The sequence below is a fragment of the Algoriphagus aquaeductus genome, from assembly GCF_003253485.1.
GTDB classification, from domain to species: Bacteria; Bacteroidota; Bacteroidia; order Cytophagales; family Cyclobacteriaceae; genus Algoriphagus; species Algoriphagus aquaeductus.
Genome location: NZ_QKTX01000008.1, coordinates 37,302 through 54,087 on the forward strand (window position 1 = coordinate 37,302; position 16,786 = coordinate 54,087).

General features: G+C 43.1%; 19 protein-coding genes. 11 read left to right on the forward strand and 8 right to left on the reverse strand.

The genetic code is table 11. The annotated features are described in order from the left end of the window. Positions 1–103: 103 nt before the first annotated feature. Both CLV31_RS11885 and CLV31_RS11890 read left to right on the forward strand, forming a co-directional pair. Entirely contained in the window at positions 104–1,354 is a 1,251-nt protein-coding gene (locus CLV31_RS11885; RefSeq protein ID WP_111393117.1) for a DUF349 domain-containing protein, read from the forward strand. Positions 1,355–1,429: 75 nt separating this feature from the next. Further along, positions 1,430–1,651 carry a DUF2795 domain-containing protein gene (locus CLV31_RS11890; RefSeq protein WP_026952747.1) on the forward strand — a complete coding sequence of 74 codons (222 nt, stop codon included), beginning with the start codon at positions 1,430–1,432 and terminating at the stop codon, positions 1,649–1,651. 67 nt (positions 1,652–1,718) lie between these two features. Here CLV31_RS11890 and CLV31_RS11895 read toward each other — a convergent pair whose 3' ends face one another. The 5 genes from CLV31_RS11895 to queA form a co-directional block, all read right to left on the reverse strand. Continuing rightward, a complete protein-coding gene (locus tag CLV31_RS11895; RefSeq protein ID WP_111393118.1) occupies positions 1,719–2,453 on the reverse strand; it encodes a LytR/AlgR family response regulator transcription factor in 735 nt (244 codons plus the stop codon). Further along, positions 2,450–3,490 (reverse strand): sensor histidine kinase, encoded by a 1,041-nt coding sequence (locus CLV31_RS11900; RefSeq protein WP_245943390.1) that lies wholly within the window; start codon positions 3,488–3,490, stop codon positions 2,450–2,452. The genes CLV31_RS11895 and CLV31_RS11900 overlap by 4 nt, the downstream gene beginning before the upstream one ends. A gap of 33 nt (positions 3,491–3,523) precedes the next feature. Further along, positions 3,524–4,363: a LiaF transmembrane domain-containing protein gene (locus tag CLV31_RS11905; protein ID WP_111393119.1), complete on the reverse strand. Its 840-nt coding sequence runs from the start codon at positions 4,361–4,363 to the stop codon at positions 3,524–3,526. A gap of 127 nt (positions 4,364–4,490) precedes the next feature. After that, positions 4,491–5,174 carry a 2-C-methyl-D-erythritol 4-phosphate cytidylyltransferase gene (locus tag CLV31_RS11910; RefSeq protein ID WP_111393120.1) on the reverse strand — a complete coding sequence of 228 codons (684 nt, stop codon included), beginning with the start codon at positions 5,172–5,174 and terminating at the stop codon, positions 4,491–4,493. A gap of 103 nt (positions 5,175–5,277) precedes the next feature. Beyond that, on the reverse strand, positions 5,278–6,327 hold the full coding sequence (gene queA / locus CLV31_RS11915; protein ID WP_111393121.1) for a tRNA preQ1(34) S-adenosylmethionine ribosyltransferase-isomerase QueA: 1,050 nt from the start codon (positions 6,325–6,327) through the stop codon (positions 5,278–5,280). A 131-nt stretch (positions 6,328–6,458) separates the two neighbouring features. Here queA and CLV31_RS11920 point away from each other — a divergent pair, with 131 nt between their 5' ends. Continuing rightward, on the forward strand, positions 6,459–7,706 hold the full coding sequence (locus tag CLV31_RS11920) for an ABC transporter permease (RefSeq protein WP_111393122.1): 1,248 nt from the start codon (positions 6,459–6,461) through the stop codon (positions 7,704–7,706). A 65-nt stretch (positions 7,707–7,771) separates the two neighbouring features. Here the strand turns inward: CLV31_RS11920 and recA are convergent, their stop codons facing one another. Then, a complete protein-coding gene (recA, locus tag CLV31_RS11925) occupies positions 7,772–8,800 on the reverse strand; it encodes a recombinase RecA (protein ID WP_111393123.1) in 1,029 nt (342 codons plus the stop codon). 179 nt (positions 8,801–8,979) lie between these two features. On the opposite strand from recA, the gene CLV31_RS11930 reads away from it, so the two are divergent. The 3 genes from CLV31_RS11930 (at position 8,980) to CLV31_RS11940 (ending at position 11,692) form a co-directional block, all read left to right on the forward strand. Continuing rightward, entirely contained in the window at positions 8,980–9,768 is a 789-nt protein-coding gene (locus CLV31_RS11930) for a DUF3108 domain-containing protein (protein ID WP_245943391.1), read from the forward strand. A 152-nt stretch (positions 9,769–9,920) separates the two neighbouring features. After that, on the forward strand, positions 9,921–10,610 hold the full coding sequence (locus tag CLV31_RS11935; RefSeq protein WP_111393125.1) for a response regulator transcription factor: 690 nt from the start codon (positions 9,921–9,923) through the stop codon (positions 10,608–10,610). Positions 10,611–10,612: 2 nt separating this feature from the next. Then, complete coding sequence (locus CLV31_RS11940) at positions 10,613–11,692, forward strand: sensor histidine kinase (RefSeq protein ID WP_111393126.1); 1,080 nt, start codon at positions 10,613–10,615, stop codon at positions 11,690–11,692. 208 nt (positions 11,693–11,900) lie between these two features. On the opposite strand, the gene CLV31_RS11945 is transcribed toward CLV31_RS11940, so the two are convergent. Continuing rightward, positions 11,901–12,284, reverse strand: coding sequence for a DUF3037 domain-containing protein (locus CLV31_RS11945; protein ID WP_111393127.1), 384 nt, complete (start codon positions 12,282–12,284; stop codon positions 11,901–11,903). Next, positions 12,262–13,047, reverse strand: coding sequence for a HipA family kinase (locus tag CLV31_RS11950; RefSeq protein ID WP_111393128.1), 786 nt, complete (start codon positions 13,045–13,047; stop codon positions 12,262–12,264). The genes CLV31_RS11945 and CLV31_RS11950 overlap by 23 nt, the downstream gene beginning before the upstream one ends. Positions 13,048–13,228: 181 nt before the next feature. On the opposite strand from CLV31_RS11950, the gene CLV31_RS11955 reads away from it, so the two are divergent. The 5 genes from CLV31_RS11955 (at position 13,229) to tsf (ending at position 16,784) form a co-directional block, all read left to right on the forward strand. Then, complete coding sequence (locus CLV31_RS11955) at positions 13,229–13,939, forward strand: RluA family pseudouridine synthase (RefSeq protein WP_111393129.1); 711 nt, start codon at positions 13,229–13,231, stop codon at positions 13,937–13,939. A gap of 176 nt (positions 13,940–14,115) precedes the next feature. Further along, entirely contained in the window at positions 14,116–14,559 is a 444-nt protein-coding gene (rplM, locus tag CLV31_RS11960) for a 50S ribosomal protein L13 (RefSeq protein WP_111393130.1), read from the forward strand. A gap of 10 nt (positions 14,560–14,569) precedes the next feature. Continuing rightward, positions 14,570–14,956 carry a 30S ribosomal protein S9 gene (rpsI, locus tag CLV31_RS11965; protein ID WP_111393131.1) on the forward strand — a complete coding sequence of 129 codons (387 nt, stop codon included), beginning with the start codon at positions 14,570–14,572 and terminating at the stop codon, positions 14,954–14,956. Between the two features lie 38 nt (positions 14,957–14,994). Beyond that, positions 14,995–15,756, forward strand: a complete 762-nt coding sequence (rpsB, locus tag CLV31_RS11970) for a 30S ribosomal protein S2 (protein WP_111393132.1) — start codon at positions 14,995–14,997, stop codon at positions 15,754–15,756. Between the two features lie 197 nt (positions 15,757–15,953). Next, positions 15,954–16,784, forward strand: a complete 831-nt coding sequence (tsf, locus tag CLV31_RS11975) for a translation elongation factor Ts (RefSeq protein ID WP_111393133.1) — start codon at positions 15,954–15,956, stop codon at positions 16,782–16,784. Positions 16,785–16,786 lie beyond the last annotated feature (2 nt).

A 16,786-nucleotide genomic window follows, 5' to 3' on the forward strand; every position in this document is an offset into this window, starting at 1 on the left:
ATCGGCAAAGATGGCAAAAATATCCCTTTCTTAGGATAAGTGCACTGTAATTGATTATTTTGCGCAAAATTGAAAACAACCACCTATAACCTATTGTAGTGAGATGGAGCATCCCTATGGATATATTAAAGACGGAAAAGTCTTTTTAAAAGGATTTTTGGGTAAATCTGATCGAGAAATCGGTGAAGTTAAAGAAGATGAGGCCTCCACACTGAGCTATTTTGAAGCCCGTTTTGAGCAGATCAAAGAAAAAGTCGATAAGCTCAAAAATGACATTCAGGAAAACCAAAATAAAGGTTCTTTCCTCATGAAGCTGATACATCTACGCGACTCTCTGTTCGAAAGTGATGCCTTGGGCGATTTTATTCCTCTTATCGAAGAACTTAACCAGCAGGAAGCTTTTCTCAATGAAATCATTCTAGCCAACCGGGCAAAAAATCTGGAAGTCAAAAAGGCGCTAATTCTCGAAGCAGAGGCTCTTAAAAACGATACAGACTGGAAGGAAACAGCAGAAAAACTGAAAGAATTAAAATTACGCTGGATTAAAACCGGTCCTGTAGAAAAAGAAATCAATGATGAAATTGAACAGGAGTTCAATGATGCGATCCAGACTTTTTTTGAAAACCGAAGACACTTTTACGAAGGATTAGCACTCCAGGCAGAAGAAAATATAAAGGTCTATGAAGCGCTGGTCGTTCAAGCCAGAGAAGCCCATGATCTCCCGGATGCCAAAATGGCGTTCGAAATCAGCAAGCGCATCCAAAAAGAATGGAAAGAAGCCGGAAAAGTCCCTGCTGAGAAGCGCCAACCACTTTGGGATGAATTTTCAAAACTCAACAACCGGATTTTCTCACGCTACAAGCGCGGTCTCAATCCTGGACCACAAATGCATCCAAGGGAAGTCTTGAGGAAAATTGAGACCATGGTGGAGGAATTGAAGAAAATGGCTCATCAGCCCACCAGCTATGCAATCACCTCCAGAGCCAAGGCTATTCAGGAAGAATGGAAAAAACTTCCCATGAGAAAGCCCAAAGAGGCAAATCTTCCTGCAAGATCTTATCAGTTTTTCATGGACATCATTTTTGAGAAAGCATTTCTCGAAAAGCTCGCCCATAACAAGTATGAGGATTTTGACACCAAGAATCCACAAGAACAAAATCAGATCAAATCCTCGATTCTCAAGGACTTACTACACCGGGACCAGAGTGAATTGGAAACGATGCAAAACAATTCGGACAACTTCCGTGTAGAGACACCGGACTTTGAGATGATGATGAAAAAAAAGTTATCGGGGCTGAAGCGCAAAGTAGACGTAAAAAACTATATTTTGAAGCAACTTTCTCCTCGATATTGAGTAGAAACTACTTATTGAAAAAATCACTATTCTTGCAACCTTAAAAAATCCGGAACACCTCTTAAAATAAACATTATGTACTGGACACTTGAACTAGCATCCTATCTAGAGGACGCTCCCTGGCCAGCGACCAAGGATGAGCTCATTGACTATGCCATCCGCTCCGGCGCTCCACTGGAAGTAGTAGAAAACCTCCAAGAACTCGAAGACGACGGGGAACCCTACGAAACCATCGAAGAAATCTGGCCGGATTACCCGACCAAAGATGATTTCTTCTTCAACGAGGATGAATATTAAAACAAAAGCCCTGCTTAGTCAGGGCTTTCGTTTTTTTGAGTCCACCTTTAGAAACATTTTCCGTCCCTTACAACCCCAGCACTTGCCTCAATCTGGCATAACCGGTTTTACTTACCGGTAATTTTTGACCATTTTTTAGCTTAACCAAGTAGGTATCTCTCTCATAGGGTTCAATTCCCGAAATACCCGATAGGCTAATAATGAATGAGCGATGGATTCTGGCAAATTTCACCGGATCCAGACTTTCTTCCAGGTGCTTCATGGTCATCTTTTTCAAAAATTTACCCTCATGGGTATGAATAGAGATATAATCATCCTCTGCCTCAAAATAATTCACTTCCTGAACTGGAATAATTTTGATTTCATTTTTCACCCGGACAACCAACCTGTTGCTTTTTTCTGCCAGAAATTGAATCTCATCTTCTTTGGACTCCCCGGGATTACCTTGATTGAATTGGACCAAAAACCGGTCAATGGCTTGCTGAAATCTTGTCTGTGAAAAAGGCTTGAGCAAATAATCCAACGCCTTGGCATCAAATGCTTTCAATGCATAGTGATCAAATGCCGTGGTAAAGATGACAGAAGGAGGATTTTCCAACAGTTCCAAGAGCTCAAAGCCTGTGATCTTGGGCATTTGCACATCCAAAAAAATCAAATCAGGCTGGTGGATCTGAATTGCCTTGAGCCCTTGAAAGCCATCATAGCAAACTTCCAAAACTTGGAATTGAGGAAAAGAATCAAGGTATTCTTTTACAATTCCGGCAGCAAGTGGCTCGTCGTCAATAATGATGGTTTTGATCATAAGTATTGCGGGATTTTAATCTGAACTTCAAAAAACCCATTGCTATTCGTGGTTTGTATCAGATCCTTTCGGCCAAAAAGAAGGTATAATCTTCGCTCCACAGAACTCAGCCCAAACCCTGTCCCTTCTAGTCCAACATAGGTGGGATCAAAGGGGTTTTTCACCAAGATGATCAAATATCCCCCTTCTTTTCGACAATCTATTTCAATTTTCACCTCACCGGTGACTCCATAAAGACCATGTTTAATGGCATTTTCCACTAAGGGCTGGATGAGCAATGGTGGAATTTTGGCTGTATCTGCCTCATCCCCTATGAAAAACTCCACAGAAAGCCGATGGCCAAAACGTACTCGCTCAATATCGAGATACATCTTCAAATAGCTTAATTCCTGCGCCAATACTTCCCATTTCTGTATGTCTTTTCGGATCGTTCCTCTGAGAAAATCAGACAATAGCAAGACCATTTCTCGCGCTTTATGGGGCTGAGCAACGACAAGCGCATTGATGGAATTCAGGCTGTTGAACAGAAAATGTGGCTGAAGTTGTTGTCGCAGTTGGGCCAGTTCAGCTTCTTTGGATAGTTCAAGCATTTGAGCCTCTCTGCGGCTGAGCTCCTCCTGCCGTTCCAGTTTGGATACTACCAATGCCAATAATGCAACAAACTGCTCTGCCATGGCCAATACAGCCCAACGCAGATAAAAGGAATTGTTCAAATGCTCTAAGTAGAAATCTTCTTCCGAAAACCACCAAGTCAATAGGTATCGATGAGATATTACCAATAACAAACTCAGCAAAACCGGCAAAAGAAAAACCAGCCAAAGATTCCGTCCTTGCGGAGAGTATAGACTGAAAACCTGATCCAAAATACCCACCCCACCAATAAAGCCAACTGCTAAAAAAAAAGCATCCGTAAAAGCTTCCTCCAACTCCAAGCCCTCATATCGCAATAAAAGAAAACACCCCAAGAACCAGATAATTCCGGCTCCTGGGATGATCCATTTTCCAAGTCTTGGATTTGAAAATACGTTTAAAAACAAGGTGTTAGTAGTAAAATAGTTGGTTTAATCTCGTTAAAAGGATTTGATTTCCAAGCCTCCAAACAAAATGGTACCTTTCAAAACTACCACTTTGCTCGGGTCAACTCCCCCATCGCGAAAGAATCGCTTATCTTCCAAACCTGCGGCTATGTTGGTCACTTCTGTTCGGATATCCCAATGTGGGGGTACGATCATTTTGACTCCTCCGAATATAATGTCCACTTGGATCGTAACTACTCCTTCAAAATCCACTTGAGTCAGGTCCAAGTCAGCTCCGCCAAATGCGGCGGTGATTTTACCACCCTGAAAATTTTTGGACATCATTTTCCGATTGACCCCACTGAAAATTGCATCAATATTGAGTCGATCTGCAAAAGAAGTCCCTGTGGTACGGGTAAACCCTGCACTGTCCGAAGAATGGAAACTGCTCTTGGTCTCACCTTCCTCTACGATTTTGGCATCTTCCAATTTTGATCCTGAAGAGAAAGAAGAAGTAGTTTTACGTTGAGACTCCCAGTTTTTTCGAATATCCTCCAGGACTTTATTTTCACGGTTTTTCTGGGTGATCAAATAAATTCCCAAAATGATCAGTCCGATAGGCCAAATGTATTGACCAATTCCGAAATCGAAATCAAACTCCCTTTTCAAGAGAAAATAGGTTCCAATAAACAGCATGATGAATCCAAAGAAACTTTTGAACTCATGCTTGATAATCGAAAACGTACCGATAGCGATCAAAATCATTGGCCAGGAAAGAACCCAATCCGGGATAAACAAGCCTATTTTTCTTAAAAGAAGAATCACCCCAATGCCCAGAATGATAAATCCAAAGGCGATATTTCCGTCGTTTCGTGGTTTAGTGTAGTTGTTCATGGTTTTAAAATTTAATTGTTGACCAAAAGTATTTAGCAGACTTATTTGTAGAAATCAACATTAGGCCAGAACCTTGGAAAAGTCGGTGAACCTGTCAAAAAAGTCGGTGAAATTGCAGGTAGATTTTTTACCGATGGCTTCGTTTTGAAAGCAGGTATTCGGCAAAGTCCAAATCTTCGGGAGCGGTCAACTTGATGTTTTCAGGATTCCCTTCAATCAAGGTAACCTGCCATCCCTGATATTCATAGACGGTTGCATCATCGGTAAACTCCGGCCGCTCAGCTGTTAAAAATGCCTTTTTGATTTTTTCAAGTTGAAAAGTCTGGGGGGTTTGCACCAGTCGATAGCGGTGTCTTTCTCTAAAATTACTGTTTCCCTCCTCCGTCACTTCCCGTAAAGAGTCCTTCAAAGGAACCACAGCAATTGCACTTCCGGTAAGCTCAGCCTGAGCAAAACTTTCCCGAATGACTTCAGTTTTGACAAATGGGCGAACCCCATCATGAATCGCCACCAATCCTTCTTCGAATGCAATAGCATGTAGGCCATTTCTTACCGATTGAAACCGGGTCTCTCCCCCTGCTACCAGCTGATGCTGAAGCGTAAAATCATATTTCGAACAAAGACTTTCCCAGTATTCAAAATCATCTTTTGGCAAAACCAAGACGAGCTGTATCTCTGAATCGGCCTGGTGAAAAGTCTCCAAAGTCCTCATCAAAACCGGCGTTCCTCCGATGGGAATATATTGCTTGGATATCTGAGTTCCCATTCGGGTTCCTTTGCCCCCTGCGACCAAAATTGCTGCTTTCTGCATTTCGTTTGATTTGTTGCAAAAGTAATTCGTGGCCTGAAAAGGACAATTTTTTACTTTTTTGAATAGGACAAAAAAAAACCCCGAACATTCGGGGCTTCATTGTTTATAAGATAAGCATCGCGTCACCATAAGAGAAGAATCGATATTTCTCTTTGACGGCCTCTTTGTAAGCTTTCATGATCAAATCATACCCTCCAAAAGCCGATGCAGTCATCAACAAGGTAGACTCCGGCAAATGGAAGTTTGTAATGAGCGCATTGGCGATTTTGAAGTCATAAGGAGGAATGATGAATTTGTCTGTCCATCCACTGCTTGCCTTCAATCTACCACCAGCAGTCACGGAAGATTCCACGGTTTTCAAGGAAGTGGTACCAACAGCCACTACCCGTTTTTTATTATCCAAAGCTTCATTTACCAATGCCACAGTCTTCTCTGGGATGAAGTAATTCTCAGAATCCATCTTGTGCTTGGTAAGATCCTCCACATCTACCTGACGGAACGTGCCCAATCCAACATGTAGGGTGATGGGGGTGACTTCCACACCTTTCAATTCCAGTCTTTTGAGCAATTGTGGCGTAAAGTGCAGTCCGGCCGTGGGAGCAGCTACTGCTCCTACATTTTTTGCAAATACGGTCTGATATCTTTCTCTATCCTCAGGCTCGATCTTTCTTTCAATGATTTCTTTGAGCAAAGGAGTTTCGCCCAAGGTATCAATCGTCTTTTGAAACTCCTCCTCATTTCCATCAAATAGAAAACGGATGGTTCTTCCTCGTGAGGTAGTATTGTCAATGACTTCTGCAACCAAATCACTGTCTCCAAAGTAAAGCTTGTTACCCACTCTGATTTTTCGGGCAGGATCTACCAGCACATCCCAAAGTCTTAATTCAGGGTTGAGTTCTCTCAAAAGAAAAACCTCGATTTTCGCTCCGGTTTTTTCCTTATTCCCATACAGTCTTGCCGGAAATACTTTGGTATCGTTAGTGACAAACACATCCCCTTCTCCAAAATAATCCAGGATATCCTTGAAGGTTCGGTGTTCGATTTCTCCGGTTTTGCGATGTACCACCATCAATCGGGACTCATCTCGATTATCTGTTGGGTAGAGGGCGATAAGTTTTTTGGGGACGTCAAATTTGAAATCTGATAATTTCATAGATAAACTTTAGGAGTCTGATTCGATATTCTAACTCAGTGATTTGTTTTGCTTTAAAAAATGCAAAGTTAATAACAATAATGCCCAAATTCAGCTAACTTGACAAATTGTTTTAACCAACTATTGATCGTATGCTGTTTTTCCAACTCACTTGGGAAAGTTTCAGGTTTGCTATCACAGCCCTAAAATCCAATCTTACCCGCACCATCCTATCCCTTTTGGGAGTTACAGTGGGGATTTTCGCCATCATTGCTGTATTTACTTTGGTCGATTCACTGGAGGAAAAAATAAAATCTTCCTTTGCATTTCTTGGCACCAATGTGATGCGCGTAGATCGTTTTCCTTTCGCTTCCGGTCCTCAAGACTATCCTTGGTGGAAATATTTTCAGCGCCCCCCCGGGACTTTTGCCGAATATAAATTCCTGGAACAGCGTCTGAAAAACGCAGAAGGAGTGACTATTTCTGCCTCTGCAACCGCCACCATCCAAGCCGGAAGCAATTCCTTCCAAGGGACAGCTCTTACAGGTATAGCTTACACCTATCAGGATGTCTATGAAGTAGCCCTGGAAGAAGGGAGATATTTTTCAGAATCAGAGATCAATGCATCCAGAAATCTGATCATCATCGGTAAAAAGATAGCCACGACACTTTTCCCCAATCAGCCGGCCATTGGCAAAGAGGTTAAGATCAAGGGAATGAAATTTACGGTAATCGGGATTTTTGAAGAAGAAGGTGAAGGCTTCTTGGAATTGCCTTCCAAAGATGAAGCATGTCTGATTCCGTTTGGAGCTTTCAACAAGATGTACTATACCGGAAGAAACGGCCTCGAACCTACGATTGCCGCCAAAGGAAAAGACACGGATGTGGGACTTGTTGCTTTGGAAAATGAAATGACCGGGTTGATGAGAGCCAAAAGAGGGTTGAAGCCTACGCAGGAAAACAACTTCTCTCTCAACAAGACCGAATTTATCCAAAATGCAATCGGCTCTATCTTCGACGTGATCTCAGTGGCAGGATGGGTGATCGGTGGATTTTCTATTCTGGTAGGAGGGTTTGGGATTGCCAATATCATGTTTGTGTCAGTGAGGGAGCGAACCAATATTATCGGGATCCAAAAATCACTTGGTGCTAAAAATTATTTTATCCTCTTTCAATTTCTTTTTGAGGCGGTTTGCCTGAGTTTGATCGGGGGAGGGACAGGCATTTTACTTGTATTCATGCTCAGCTTTGTTCAGCTTGGCAGTTTGGATCTGATCCTTTCATTCGAAAACATCATTCTTGGACTTGGAGTCTCCTCCATCATTGGTGTGGTAGCCGGAATTGTACCTGCGACTTTAGCTGCCCGAATGGATCCCGTCGAAGCTATTCGAACAGCCTAAAAGCAAAATATTTCAGTGATAAAAAAAGGAGGCATAACCTCCTTTTTTTATCACCCAAGGGTAAATTACTCTTCCAAACCCACGGTCGGTTCGGTAGGAAGCAAGCCTGAAGCGGATTTGATTTTCCCTTCCAACTCCTCCATCAATTCTGGATTATCCAAAAGCAAATTTTTCACTGCATCTCTACCCTGGCCTAATTTTTCACCATTGTAAGAAAACCACGAACCTGCCTTTTTAATAATTTCCAGCTCTACACCCAGGTCAATTATTTCTCCGACTTTAGAAATTCCCTGCCCGTACATGATATCAAATTCAACCACTTTAAATGGTGGTGCCACTTTGTTCTTTACTACTTTGACGCGGGTTCTATTGCCCAAGATATTGTCTGCGCCCTCTTTGATTTGACCTACTCTGCGGATATCCAATCTCACGGATGCATAAAATTTCAATGCATTACCACCGGTCGTAGTCTCCGGATTTCCAAACATCACACCGATTTTCTCTCGAAGCTGATTGATAAAAATACAGGCACATCCGGTCTTGTTGATGGCACCGGTGAGTTTTCTCAAGGCTTGAGACATCAATCTCGCCTGAAGCCCCATTTTGCTTTCACCCATTTCACCTTCCAATTCCCCTTTCGGAACCAAAGCAGCAACGGAGTCAATCACAATAATATCAATGGCTCCAGAACGGATCAAGTGCTCGGCAATTTCCAAGGCTTGCTCCCCATTGTCAGGCTGAGATATCAACAGATTTTCAGTATCGATCCCCAGTTTTTCAGCATAGTTTTTATCGAAGGCATGTTCGGCATCAATAAATGCAGCCAATCCTCCAGCCTTTTGAGCCTCTGCAATGCAATGCATCGTCAGAGTGGTTTTACCGGAGGATTCTGGTCCATAAATTTCGATGACTCTACCTCTTGGAATTCCACCAACACCCAAGGCCATATCCAATCCCAACGACCCTGTAGAAATGGCCGGTACATCCTGGACTTTATTGTCACTAAGCTTCATTACGGTACCTTTACCGTAAGTTTTTTCCAGCTTGTCGATGGTCAGCTGCAAAGCTTTGAGTTTTTCTGCGTTATTACTCATGAGAAGATTATAAAATGAAATTTAAATTGTCCAATTTAGGTAAAGACCAAAGCATAACCAAGAGTTACAAGGCTATTGTTTGCGAGGACCAAATTCGTATTTTTAATCATCCTTCCACTCCCTTTTTGCGTATTTATCCACAAAACAATCATGTTTTGTCACGTATTGTCAGATATCCAATGAATTACCTTTTGAGAATAGTGATCGTGATGTGCCTTACCATCAATTTTGCGGATGCACAAGTCACCTCAAAAAATAATGCGTTCACTTTTGGCGAAGAGTTGAACTTCGAGGTCTCTTACGGGTGGCTAAACCTTGCCGAGGCGAAATTAAAGGTGGGAAATTCGGTGATCACCGAAGGCTCTCGCCCTCATTATAAAATTGATGCCTACGGTAATACCAAAGGTGCGGCAACACTTTTCGGAAAAGTAAACGACAATTGGGGAACTCACTTGGATACGGGCACGCTGCTTCCCAGTCTTTCCTATCGGTACATCGAAGAAGGCAGGTATCGGAAAAACGAAAAAGTCTATTTTGACCAAGCAAATAAAAAAGCAACCGTAGAACTATATGACCGGGAAAACAAAAACCTGAAAGAAAAAAAAGAATATAAACTCCCCGGCCAAGTACAGGATTTGGTAAGCGGATTCTATTTGCTTCGAACTATGGACCTGAACAATCTCAAAAAAGGCCAGGAGATATTGATCACCGGTTTTTTTGATAAAGAAATATATAACCTAAAATTAATATACGAGGGAACTGAAAAGATTCAAACTAATCTTGGGACCAAAGAAACCTACGTTTTTTCACCTCAAATGCCGAAAAACAAGCTTTTCCGAGGTGAGTTTCCTGTAAAAGTCTGGGTCACTAAAGACCAGAATAAAATCCCGGTTAAGATTAAAGCAAATTTATTCATCGGCTCCTTGAATTTGGACATTGCATCTGCCAATGGACTGAGAAACAATTGAGTAATAATTTATTAACTCAGAGTTAACAATGCCGAAAGAAATCCAAAGACTTTCGAGATTTACCCCTCCACTTTCTGCCTATGACCAACGATTGTTTGGTTCTTATCCTGTAATATTCCTTAATTTTATCCTGATTATTAAGAAATCCTTTCATGGCAGAAAAACAAAAAATCAAGGTTTTGGTAGTCGACGACGAACCGGACATCGTCGAAATCCTCAAGTACAATCTCCAGAAAGAAGGCTATGATGTCGCCACTGCAGAAGACGGCATCAAAGCAGTGAAGACAGCGACCAAGTTTCAGCCTGATGTGATTTTGCTCGATATCATGATGCCCAATCAAGATGGTGTCGAGACATGCCTACAGATCCGTCAGATTCCCGAGTTGAAGCATGCTTTTATCATTTTCCTCACCGCCCGAATGGAGGAATATTCGGAAGTGGCGGCATTTGATGTGGGAGCAGATGATTACATCACCAAACCAATCAAGCCTCGGGCATTGATGAGTAGAATCGCCGCACTTTTCCGAAGGGAGTCCAAAAAAGAACAAGAACAAGCACAGATCAAAATCAGGGATCTGATCATTGACAGAGGCAGCTACACCATCGACAAATCCGGCAAGACCATCACCCTACCCAAAAAAGAATTCGAACTGTTGTATTTCCTTGCCAAAAACCCTAATATGGTTTTCAGTCGGGATGAACTGCTCCACAATATTTGGGGATCAGACGTATTTGTACTCGCCCGCACGGTGGACGTACACATTCGAAAAGTCCGGGAAAAAATCGGAGAAGATTACATCACTACTGTCAAGGGAGTAGGATACAAGTTCGACTTAGGATAGCAATGCTGACAGGTTCCAGAGGGATATCTTTGATATTAGCGATTGCCATTGCCGTTTTGGTAATGGCATTTTTGTCTTTGATTCCCAGCTCTACCTCAGCTGCCCTTTGGGGGACCTTGATCTTGTCTTTCTCTATTTCTTATTTGTTGATCAGCATTACTCTGGAGTTTTTGGTCTATCGGGAGATTGGCAACATTTATAATCTTTTGGAAAAAATCCAAAAAAAGGACCTTTCCGAAATCCAGGACAAATCCTTGCGCTCTTCCCTTTCCCCTCTTAGAAAAATCAATACTGTCATCAACTCCTATGCACTAGCCCGTCAGCGAGAAATCGAAACGCTGCAAAAAAATGCAGAATTCAGAAGAGAGTTTATTGCTGATATTTCACATGAACTGAAAACGCCGATTTTTGCCACCCAAGGATATATCCACACCCTGCTCGATGGAGCTATTGACGACAAGCAGGTCAGGATGAAATTCCTGAAAAAGGCTGCAAAAAGTCTGGATTCCCTTGATCACCTGGTACAGGACCTCCTGACGCTCAACCAGATGGAAAGCGGAGTGATCAAGTTCTCATTTACCGAATTTGACTTGAAAGATCTTATTCAGGAAGTCATCGAAGAGCTGGAGCACAAGGCATCCAAAAGAGAAGTGACCATCAAACTCGAAGCGGAACCCGGGAAAAATTATACCACCCTGGCTGATCGCCAAAAAATCTACAGAGTCTGCCAAAATCTGATATTCAATGCTGTCAAATACAATCATAACGGAGGGGAAGTCATTGTCGGCATCAAATCAAGTAAAAATCAGATTCAAGTAGATGTCAAAGATGATGGTCAAGGAATCCCTCCGGAGGATCTGAAACGGATTTTTGAACGGTTCTATCGAGTGGAAAAAAGCCGATCCAAAGAAAAAGGAGGAACCGGACTTGGCCTCGCGATTGTCAAGCATATTCTGGAAGGCCACAAAAGCAAAATCTCAGTCAGCTCTACAGTAGGAAAAGGATCCATTTTCAGCTTCCAACTGCCTCTCGAAAAGGAAAAGAAGGTGCAGGAAAAAGAACCTACAGAGGCCAAAGCCTGATTTTTGACAAGACATAGCTTCCCTGCTTCACCAGAAGATGGACATAATTATCTTAAGAATTAATGGATTTGAGGGAAAATCCTGCTTTCGGAAAAGAAGGATAACAGCTAACTGGAAACCAAAACCTTGGCGTCTTCCGCGGCTTTGCGAGACATGCTTAGTGCTGCTTTAGGAAAAGCAGCATACTAACCTCTCAGTAATGAGCCCCTCAAGCAACATATTCCTCAAAAAGCTTTTCCAAAGTCTCCTGTAAATGCTCCGTAAATCCCGAGTGCGGACGGGAGGTCTGAAGCATCGAGCTCCTCATTGCAGTCAGCCATCGAAATCTGGAAGCCGCATCCTGCTTGCCTATGGGATTGCCGTTGGGATCGCCTTGGCAGATTTTTTCAAACGATTCAAGATAGCATTCAAAAACAGAAAAATCTGACAGTGGATCCAAGGCCAATAATTTCTCCTTTGGAAGATGGATTTTGCAGGCAATGAAGTTTTGACGCTTGCAGCAAATCACCACACCCACATTGACAAATTCCTCCCGCTCTACCCGAGGAACTAGCCGAATCACCGCATACTCAAACAAGTGCTTTCCTTGCATCTTCGGCCTGATTTAAGAATACCTGAGAATTTTCAAGCCTCTTGGTCAAAAAGGCTACATACACTGACCGCGCTTCCTCGGCGGTCTCCACATCTCTTGATGCCAACAGCCACTCATCGGGAACCTCTGAGACAACTTCCTGAATCATGGACATCGTGATCAATGACTTCATTTCCTGATCCACTTTCGCCAATAGGCTTGCCTTAGGCAATAGTACGTGATCCTTGATCATGGCAAAGGGACTGAGTGCCTGACCTTCCCAATTTTCCCAAGTATGGTGAAACAGAAAAGAAGCTCCATGGTCGATTAGCCACAGCTCACGATTCCAAATCAGCAAATTCGTATTTCGGAACGTCCTGTCCACATTGGTAATCCAGCTGTCAAACCAGACAATCTTCGATGCCAATTCTTCATCTACCTGACTTGCTCCCGGATCAAAGGTCATGGCTTTGGACAAAAAATGCAGCGCGAGATTTAGCCCCTGAGAACCTTTGAGCAAATCTTGAATCTCCTCATCTCCCTCCGAGTTGCCAAAAGCGGCATCAAGTTGGGCGAAAACGATCTCAGGCACTTTGAGTCCGAGCCGGCGTGCCAATTCTCCTCCGATCAATTCTGCGATAAGGGCTTTTTCCCGCTGACCTGCGCCACGGAATTTGAGCACATAATTAAAGCCATCATCTGCCTCAGCCAATGCCGGCAGAGACCCTCCCTCTCGGAGGGGCATCAGGTAGCGGGTAACATTTACCGTTCTCAATTGGTGCATTTGGTCAATTAACCTTCTCTTAGTTTAAAACTTAACGGCAAGTTACTATCACATTATAAATAAGTATCAAGTCATAGTCATTTAATCAGCTGAACTTGATACAAACTTAATTTTGAGAATATTTTTTATTGCCCTTGAGGATTAGCTACTTTTGCACCCTCTTTGAAGAGGCAGGAGATCCATGAAGAAAATAGATTTTCAGAACCTTATACTGTTTGAAAACGAGGATTACCTGGTGATCAACAAGCCGCCTTACCTTTCGAGCTTAGACGACAGGCACGAGGCGCAGAACATCCTTGACCTTGCCAAGGCGCACACAGCAGATGCCCAGCTATGTCACCGACTGGACAAGGAAACCTCGGGATGTCTGGTGATTGCCAAGCATCCAGAGGCCTACAGGCACTTGGCCATTCAGTTTGAAAACAGGGAGGTGGAGAAAGTCTACCACGCCGTAGTCGAAGGGATTAAGGAATTCAGCGATGAGCTGGTAGACCGTAATCTCTTGGCCAACAACAAAGGAATTGCCAAAGTAAGTAAAGAAGGAAAGCCCGCACAGACCGTCTTCAACACCTTGAAGACCTATTATGCGCATACCTTAGTTGAGTGCAAGCCCATCACCGGTCGCCTGCATCAGATACGGGTTCACTTAGCCTACCTCAAGTCTCCCATCTGCGGAGATACCTTATATGGAGGCAATCCCTTGTACCTTTCTTCACTCAAGCGCCGCTTCAATCTCAAAAAAGACACCGAAGAGCTCCCAATCATGCAGCGGGTTTCCCTGCATGCGTATTCGATTCGGTTTGCAGGTTTGGATGGCAAAGAAATTTCAGTCCATGCACCCTATCCAAAAGATTTCCAGGTTTTGGTCCAGCAATTAGAAAAAAACGCCTGATCAAGCCGATTTCAGCCTAGCAAAACCAAATCTTCATTGGAGGCAAACACCTAAGCCCATGAAAATTAGCGCTTAGGATTGTAAATAGTTTGCATAGAAAAATAAATGCTTCTATCTTTGTGTCCCTTTTTGGGGTCGATAATTAATTAATAAGCTAAAAATTAAACAGTTACAAAGTGGATACTCTGAGCTATAAGACCATCTCAGCCAACAGCTCCACCGTAGAAAAGCAATGGGTGATTGTGGATGCCCAGTCTGCTATTCTTGGACGCTTGGCGAGTGAGGTTGCGAAAATCCTGAGAGGAAAGACGAAGCCTAGCTTCACTCCTAACGTAGATTGCGGCGACAATGTGATCGTAATCAACGCTGACAAGGTAAGACTGACAGGTGATAAGTGGGACGCAAAAGTATATGTGCGCCACACCGGTTACCCAGGTGGACAGCGAATCTCAACTCCTAAATTGTTGAAGCAGAAGTCTTCAACTATTTTGATTGAGAAGGCTGTAAGAGGCATGTTGCCTAAAAACAGATTGGGAAGCAAGTTGTACGGCAACCTGTACGTGTATGAAGGATCCGAGCATCCGCATGCCGCACAGCAGCCAAAAGCCATCACCCTTTAATCGCTAAATCATGGAAATGATCAACACAATCGGTAGAAGAAAGACCTCCGTAGCCCGTATCTACATGACTCCGGGAAATGGAAAAATCACCGTAAACAACAAGGCAATTGAAGTGTACTTCCCATTTGACCTACATCAGATTGTCGTAAAGCAGCCTCTTGCCCTCGTGGGTGTAGAAGGTAACTTTGACGTCAACATCAATGTAGACGGTGGTGGTATCAAAGGACAGGCAGAAGCGGCTCGTATGGCAATCTCCAGAGCGCTATGCGAATTTGATGCTGAGCACAGAGGTCCTTTGAAGAAAGAAGGGTTCCTTACCCGTGATCCTAGAATGGTCGAGCGTAAGAAGCCAGGACGTAGAAAAGCAAGAAGAAGATTCCAGTTCTCTAAGCGTTAATCGGAACGATCTTCATTCAATAGAAAACAATTTCATTCATGTCAAAAATCGAATACAAAGACTTACTGGATGCTGGTGTTCACTTCGGACACTTGACGAGAAAGTGGGATCCAAGAATGGCTCCATATATCTTTATGGAGAAGAACGGTATCCACATTATCGACCTCAACAAAACGCTTGCTTGCCTCGAAGAAGCATCCAACGCAATCAAGCAAATCGTACGTTCCGGCAAAAAAGTAATGTTTGTCGCCACGAAAAAACAAGCCAAGGACCTAGTAGCAGCAGAGGCTCAGCGTCTGAATATGCCTTACGTGACCGAAAGATGGTTGGGTGGTATGTTGACCAACTTCGCTACGATCCGTAAGTCCCTCAAGAAAATGTCAGGTCTTGAAAAACTGATGAAAGAGGACGCTTACAAAAACTTGGCTAAGAAAGAGCGTCTGATGGTAAGCCGTCAGAAAGAAAAAATGGAAAGCGTGCTTGGCGGTATCGCCGACTTGAGCAGACTTCCAGCGGCTCTTTTCGTAGTGGACATTAAAAGAGAACACATCGCGATTGCAGAAGCTCAAAAATTGGGCATTCCAGTGTTTGCTTTGGTAGATACCAACTCTAACCCAAATGAGGTGGATTTCCCAATCCCAGCAAACGACGACGCATTCAAGTCAGTGTCTCTTTTGGTAAAAGCATTTGGCGCAGCTATCGAAGAAGGTCTTTCTGAGCGTAAGAGAGACAAGGACGATGCTAAACTTTCTGAAGAGGAAGAGGCTAAAAGAGCTGTGGACGCTGAAACACAAGAATAATCCACAATCGATTTGAATACTCAAAAATTGAACATCTGGCTTAGGTCGATGTTCAATTTTTTGTTTTTGCCTGACTTGAGGCCAAAGGCTTCAGTTAACAAAAACATCACGTTGCGAGGACTTTTTTACATCTAATTTTGGCCTCCGACACTCCCAAATGAATTCTATAATCTGTTGATAAATAAACTGATCACACAATGGCAATTACTGCACAAGACGTAAACAAACTGAGACAAATGACCGGTGCCGGTATGATGGACTGCAAAAAAGCTTTGACAGAAGCGGAAGGCGACTTTGAAAAAGCAGTGGACATCCTCAGAAAAAAAGGTCAAAAAGTATCTGCTTCCAGAGCTGACCGCGAAACCAAAGAGGGCGTAGTAGTAACCCGCGTAGCGGATGGCGGAGCAAAAGGTATCCTTCTTTCCTTGACTTGCGAGACTGACTTCGTGGCTAAAAACGAAGAGTTTGGTGCGTTCGCAAATACCTTGATCGATTTGGCTGTGAACAACGGATGTACTGCTACCGAGCAAATCCTTGCTTTGCCTTTCGACAGCATCACCGTAGCTGAGAAAATCATCGAAATGACCGGTAAAATCGGTGAGAAAATCGAGATCTCTCATTACGAAGTCATCAACGCTGAGAAGGTAGTAACCTATATCCACTCCAATGGTAAATTGGGTGTATTGGTAGGTATGGTGAATACTTCCGGTGCTGACGTAGAAGAGGCAGGAAAAGACGTAGCGATGCAAATTGCAGCAATGAATCCTGTAGCTGTGGACAAAGACGGTGTAGATGCTTCTATGATCGAGCGTGAAATCGAAATCGGTAAAGAGCAAGCCAGAGCTGAAGGTAAGCCGGAAGAAATGCTTGAAAAAATCGCAATGGGTAAGCTTCAGAAGTTCTACAAAGAGAGCACCTTGTTGAGCCAGCAGTTTGTGAAAGACAACTCTTTGTCTATCGCACAATACCTGAACAACGTTAGCAAAGGCTTGACTGTAAACGCGTTCAAGAGAATTTCTATCGGATAATT

Bases quoted from the DNA above. Each gene is read 5' to 3' on its own strand.
- CLV31_RS11885 (WP_111393117.1), top strand. From the start codon at position 104: ATGGAGCATCCCTATGGATATATTAAAGACGGAAAAGTCTTTTTAAAA.
- CLV31_RS11890 (WP_026952747.1), top strand. From the start codon at position 1,430: ATGTACTGGACACTTGAACTAGCATCCTATCTAGAGGACGCTCCCTGG.
- CLV31_RS11895 (WP_111393118.1), bottom strand. From the start codon at position 2,453: ATGATCAAAACCATCATTATTGACGACGAGCCACTTGCTGCCGGAATT.
- CLV31_RS11905 (WP_111393119.1), bottom strand. From the start codon at position 4,363: ATGAACAACTACACTAAACCACGAAACGACGGAAATATCGCCTTTGGA.
- CLV31_RS11910 (WP_111393120.1), bottom strand. From the start codon at position 5,174: ATGCAGAAAGCAGCAATTTTGGTCGCAGGGGGCAAAGGAACCCGAATG.
- queA (WP_111393121.1), bottom strand. From the start codon at position 6,327: ATGAAATTATCAGATTTCAAATTTGACGTCCCCAAAAAACTTATCGCC.
- CLV31_RS11920 (WP_111393122.1), top strand. From the start codon at position 6,459: ATGCTGTTTTTCCAACTCACTTGGGAAAGTTTCAGGTTTGCTATCACA.
- recA (WP_111393123.1), bottom strand. From the start codon at position 8,800: ATGAGTAATAACGCAGAAAAACTCAAAGCTTTGCAGCTGACCATCGAC.
- CLV31_RS11930 (WP_245943391.1), top strand. From the start codon at position 8,980: ATGAATTACCTTTTGAGAATAGTGATCGTGATGTGCCTTACCATCAAT.
- CLV31_RS11935 (WP_111393125.1), top strand. From the start codon at position 9,921: ATGGCAGAAAAACAAAAAATCAAGGTTTTGGTAGTCGACGACGAACCG.
- CLV31_RS11940 (WP_111393126.1), top strand. From the start codon at position 10,613: ATGCTGACAGGTTCCAGAGGGATATCTTTGATATTAGCGATTGCCATT.
- CLV31_RS11945 (WP_111393127.1), bottom strand. From the start codon at position 12,284: ATGCAAGGAAAGCACTTGTTTGAGTATGCGGTGATTCGGCTAGTTCCT.
- CLV31_RS11950 (WP_111393128.1), bottom strand. From the start codon at position 13,047: ATGCACCAATTGAGAACGGTAAATGTTACCCGCTACCTGATGCCCCTC.
- CLV31_RS11955 (WP_111393129.1), top strand. From the start codon at position 13,229: ATGAAGAAAATAGATTTTCAGAACCTTATACTGTTTGAAAACGAGGAT.
- rpsI (WP_111393131.1), top strand. From the start codon at position 14,570: ATGGAAATGATCAACACAATCGGTAGAAGAAAGACCTCCGTAGCCCGT.
- rpsB (WP_111393132.1), top strand. From the start codon at position 14,995: ATGTCAAAAATCGAATACAAAGACTTACTGGATGCTGGTGTTCACTTC.
- tsf (WP_111393133.1), top strand. From the start codon at position 15,954: ATGGCAATTACTGCACAAGACGTAAACAAACTGAGACAAATGACCGGT.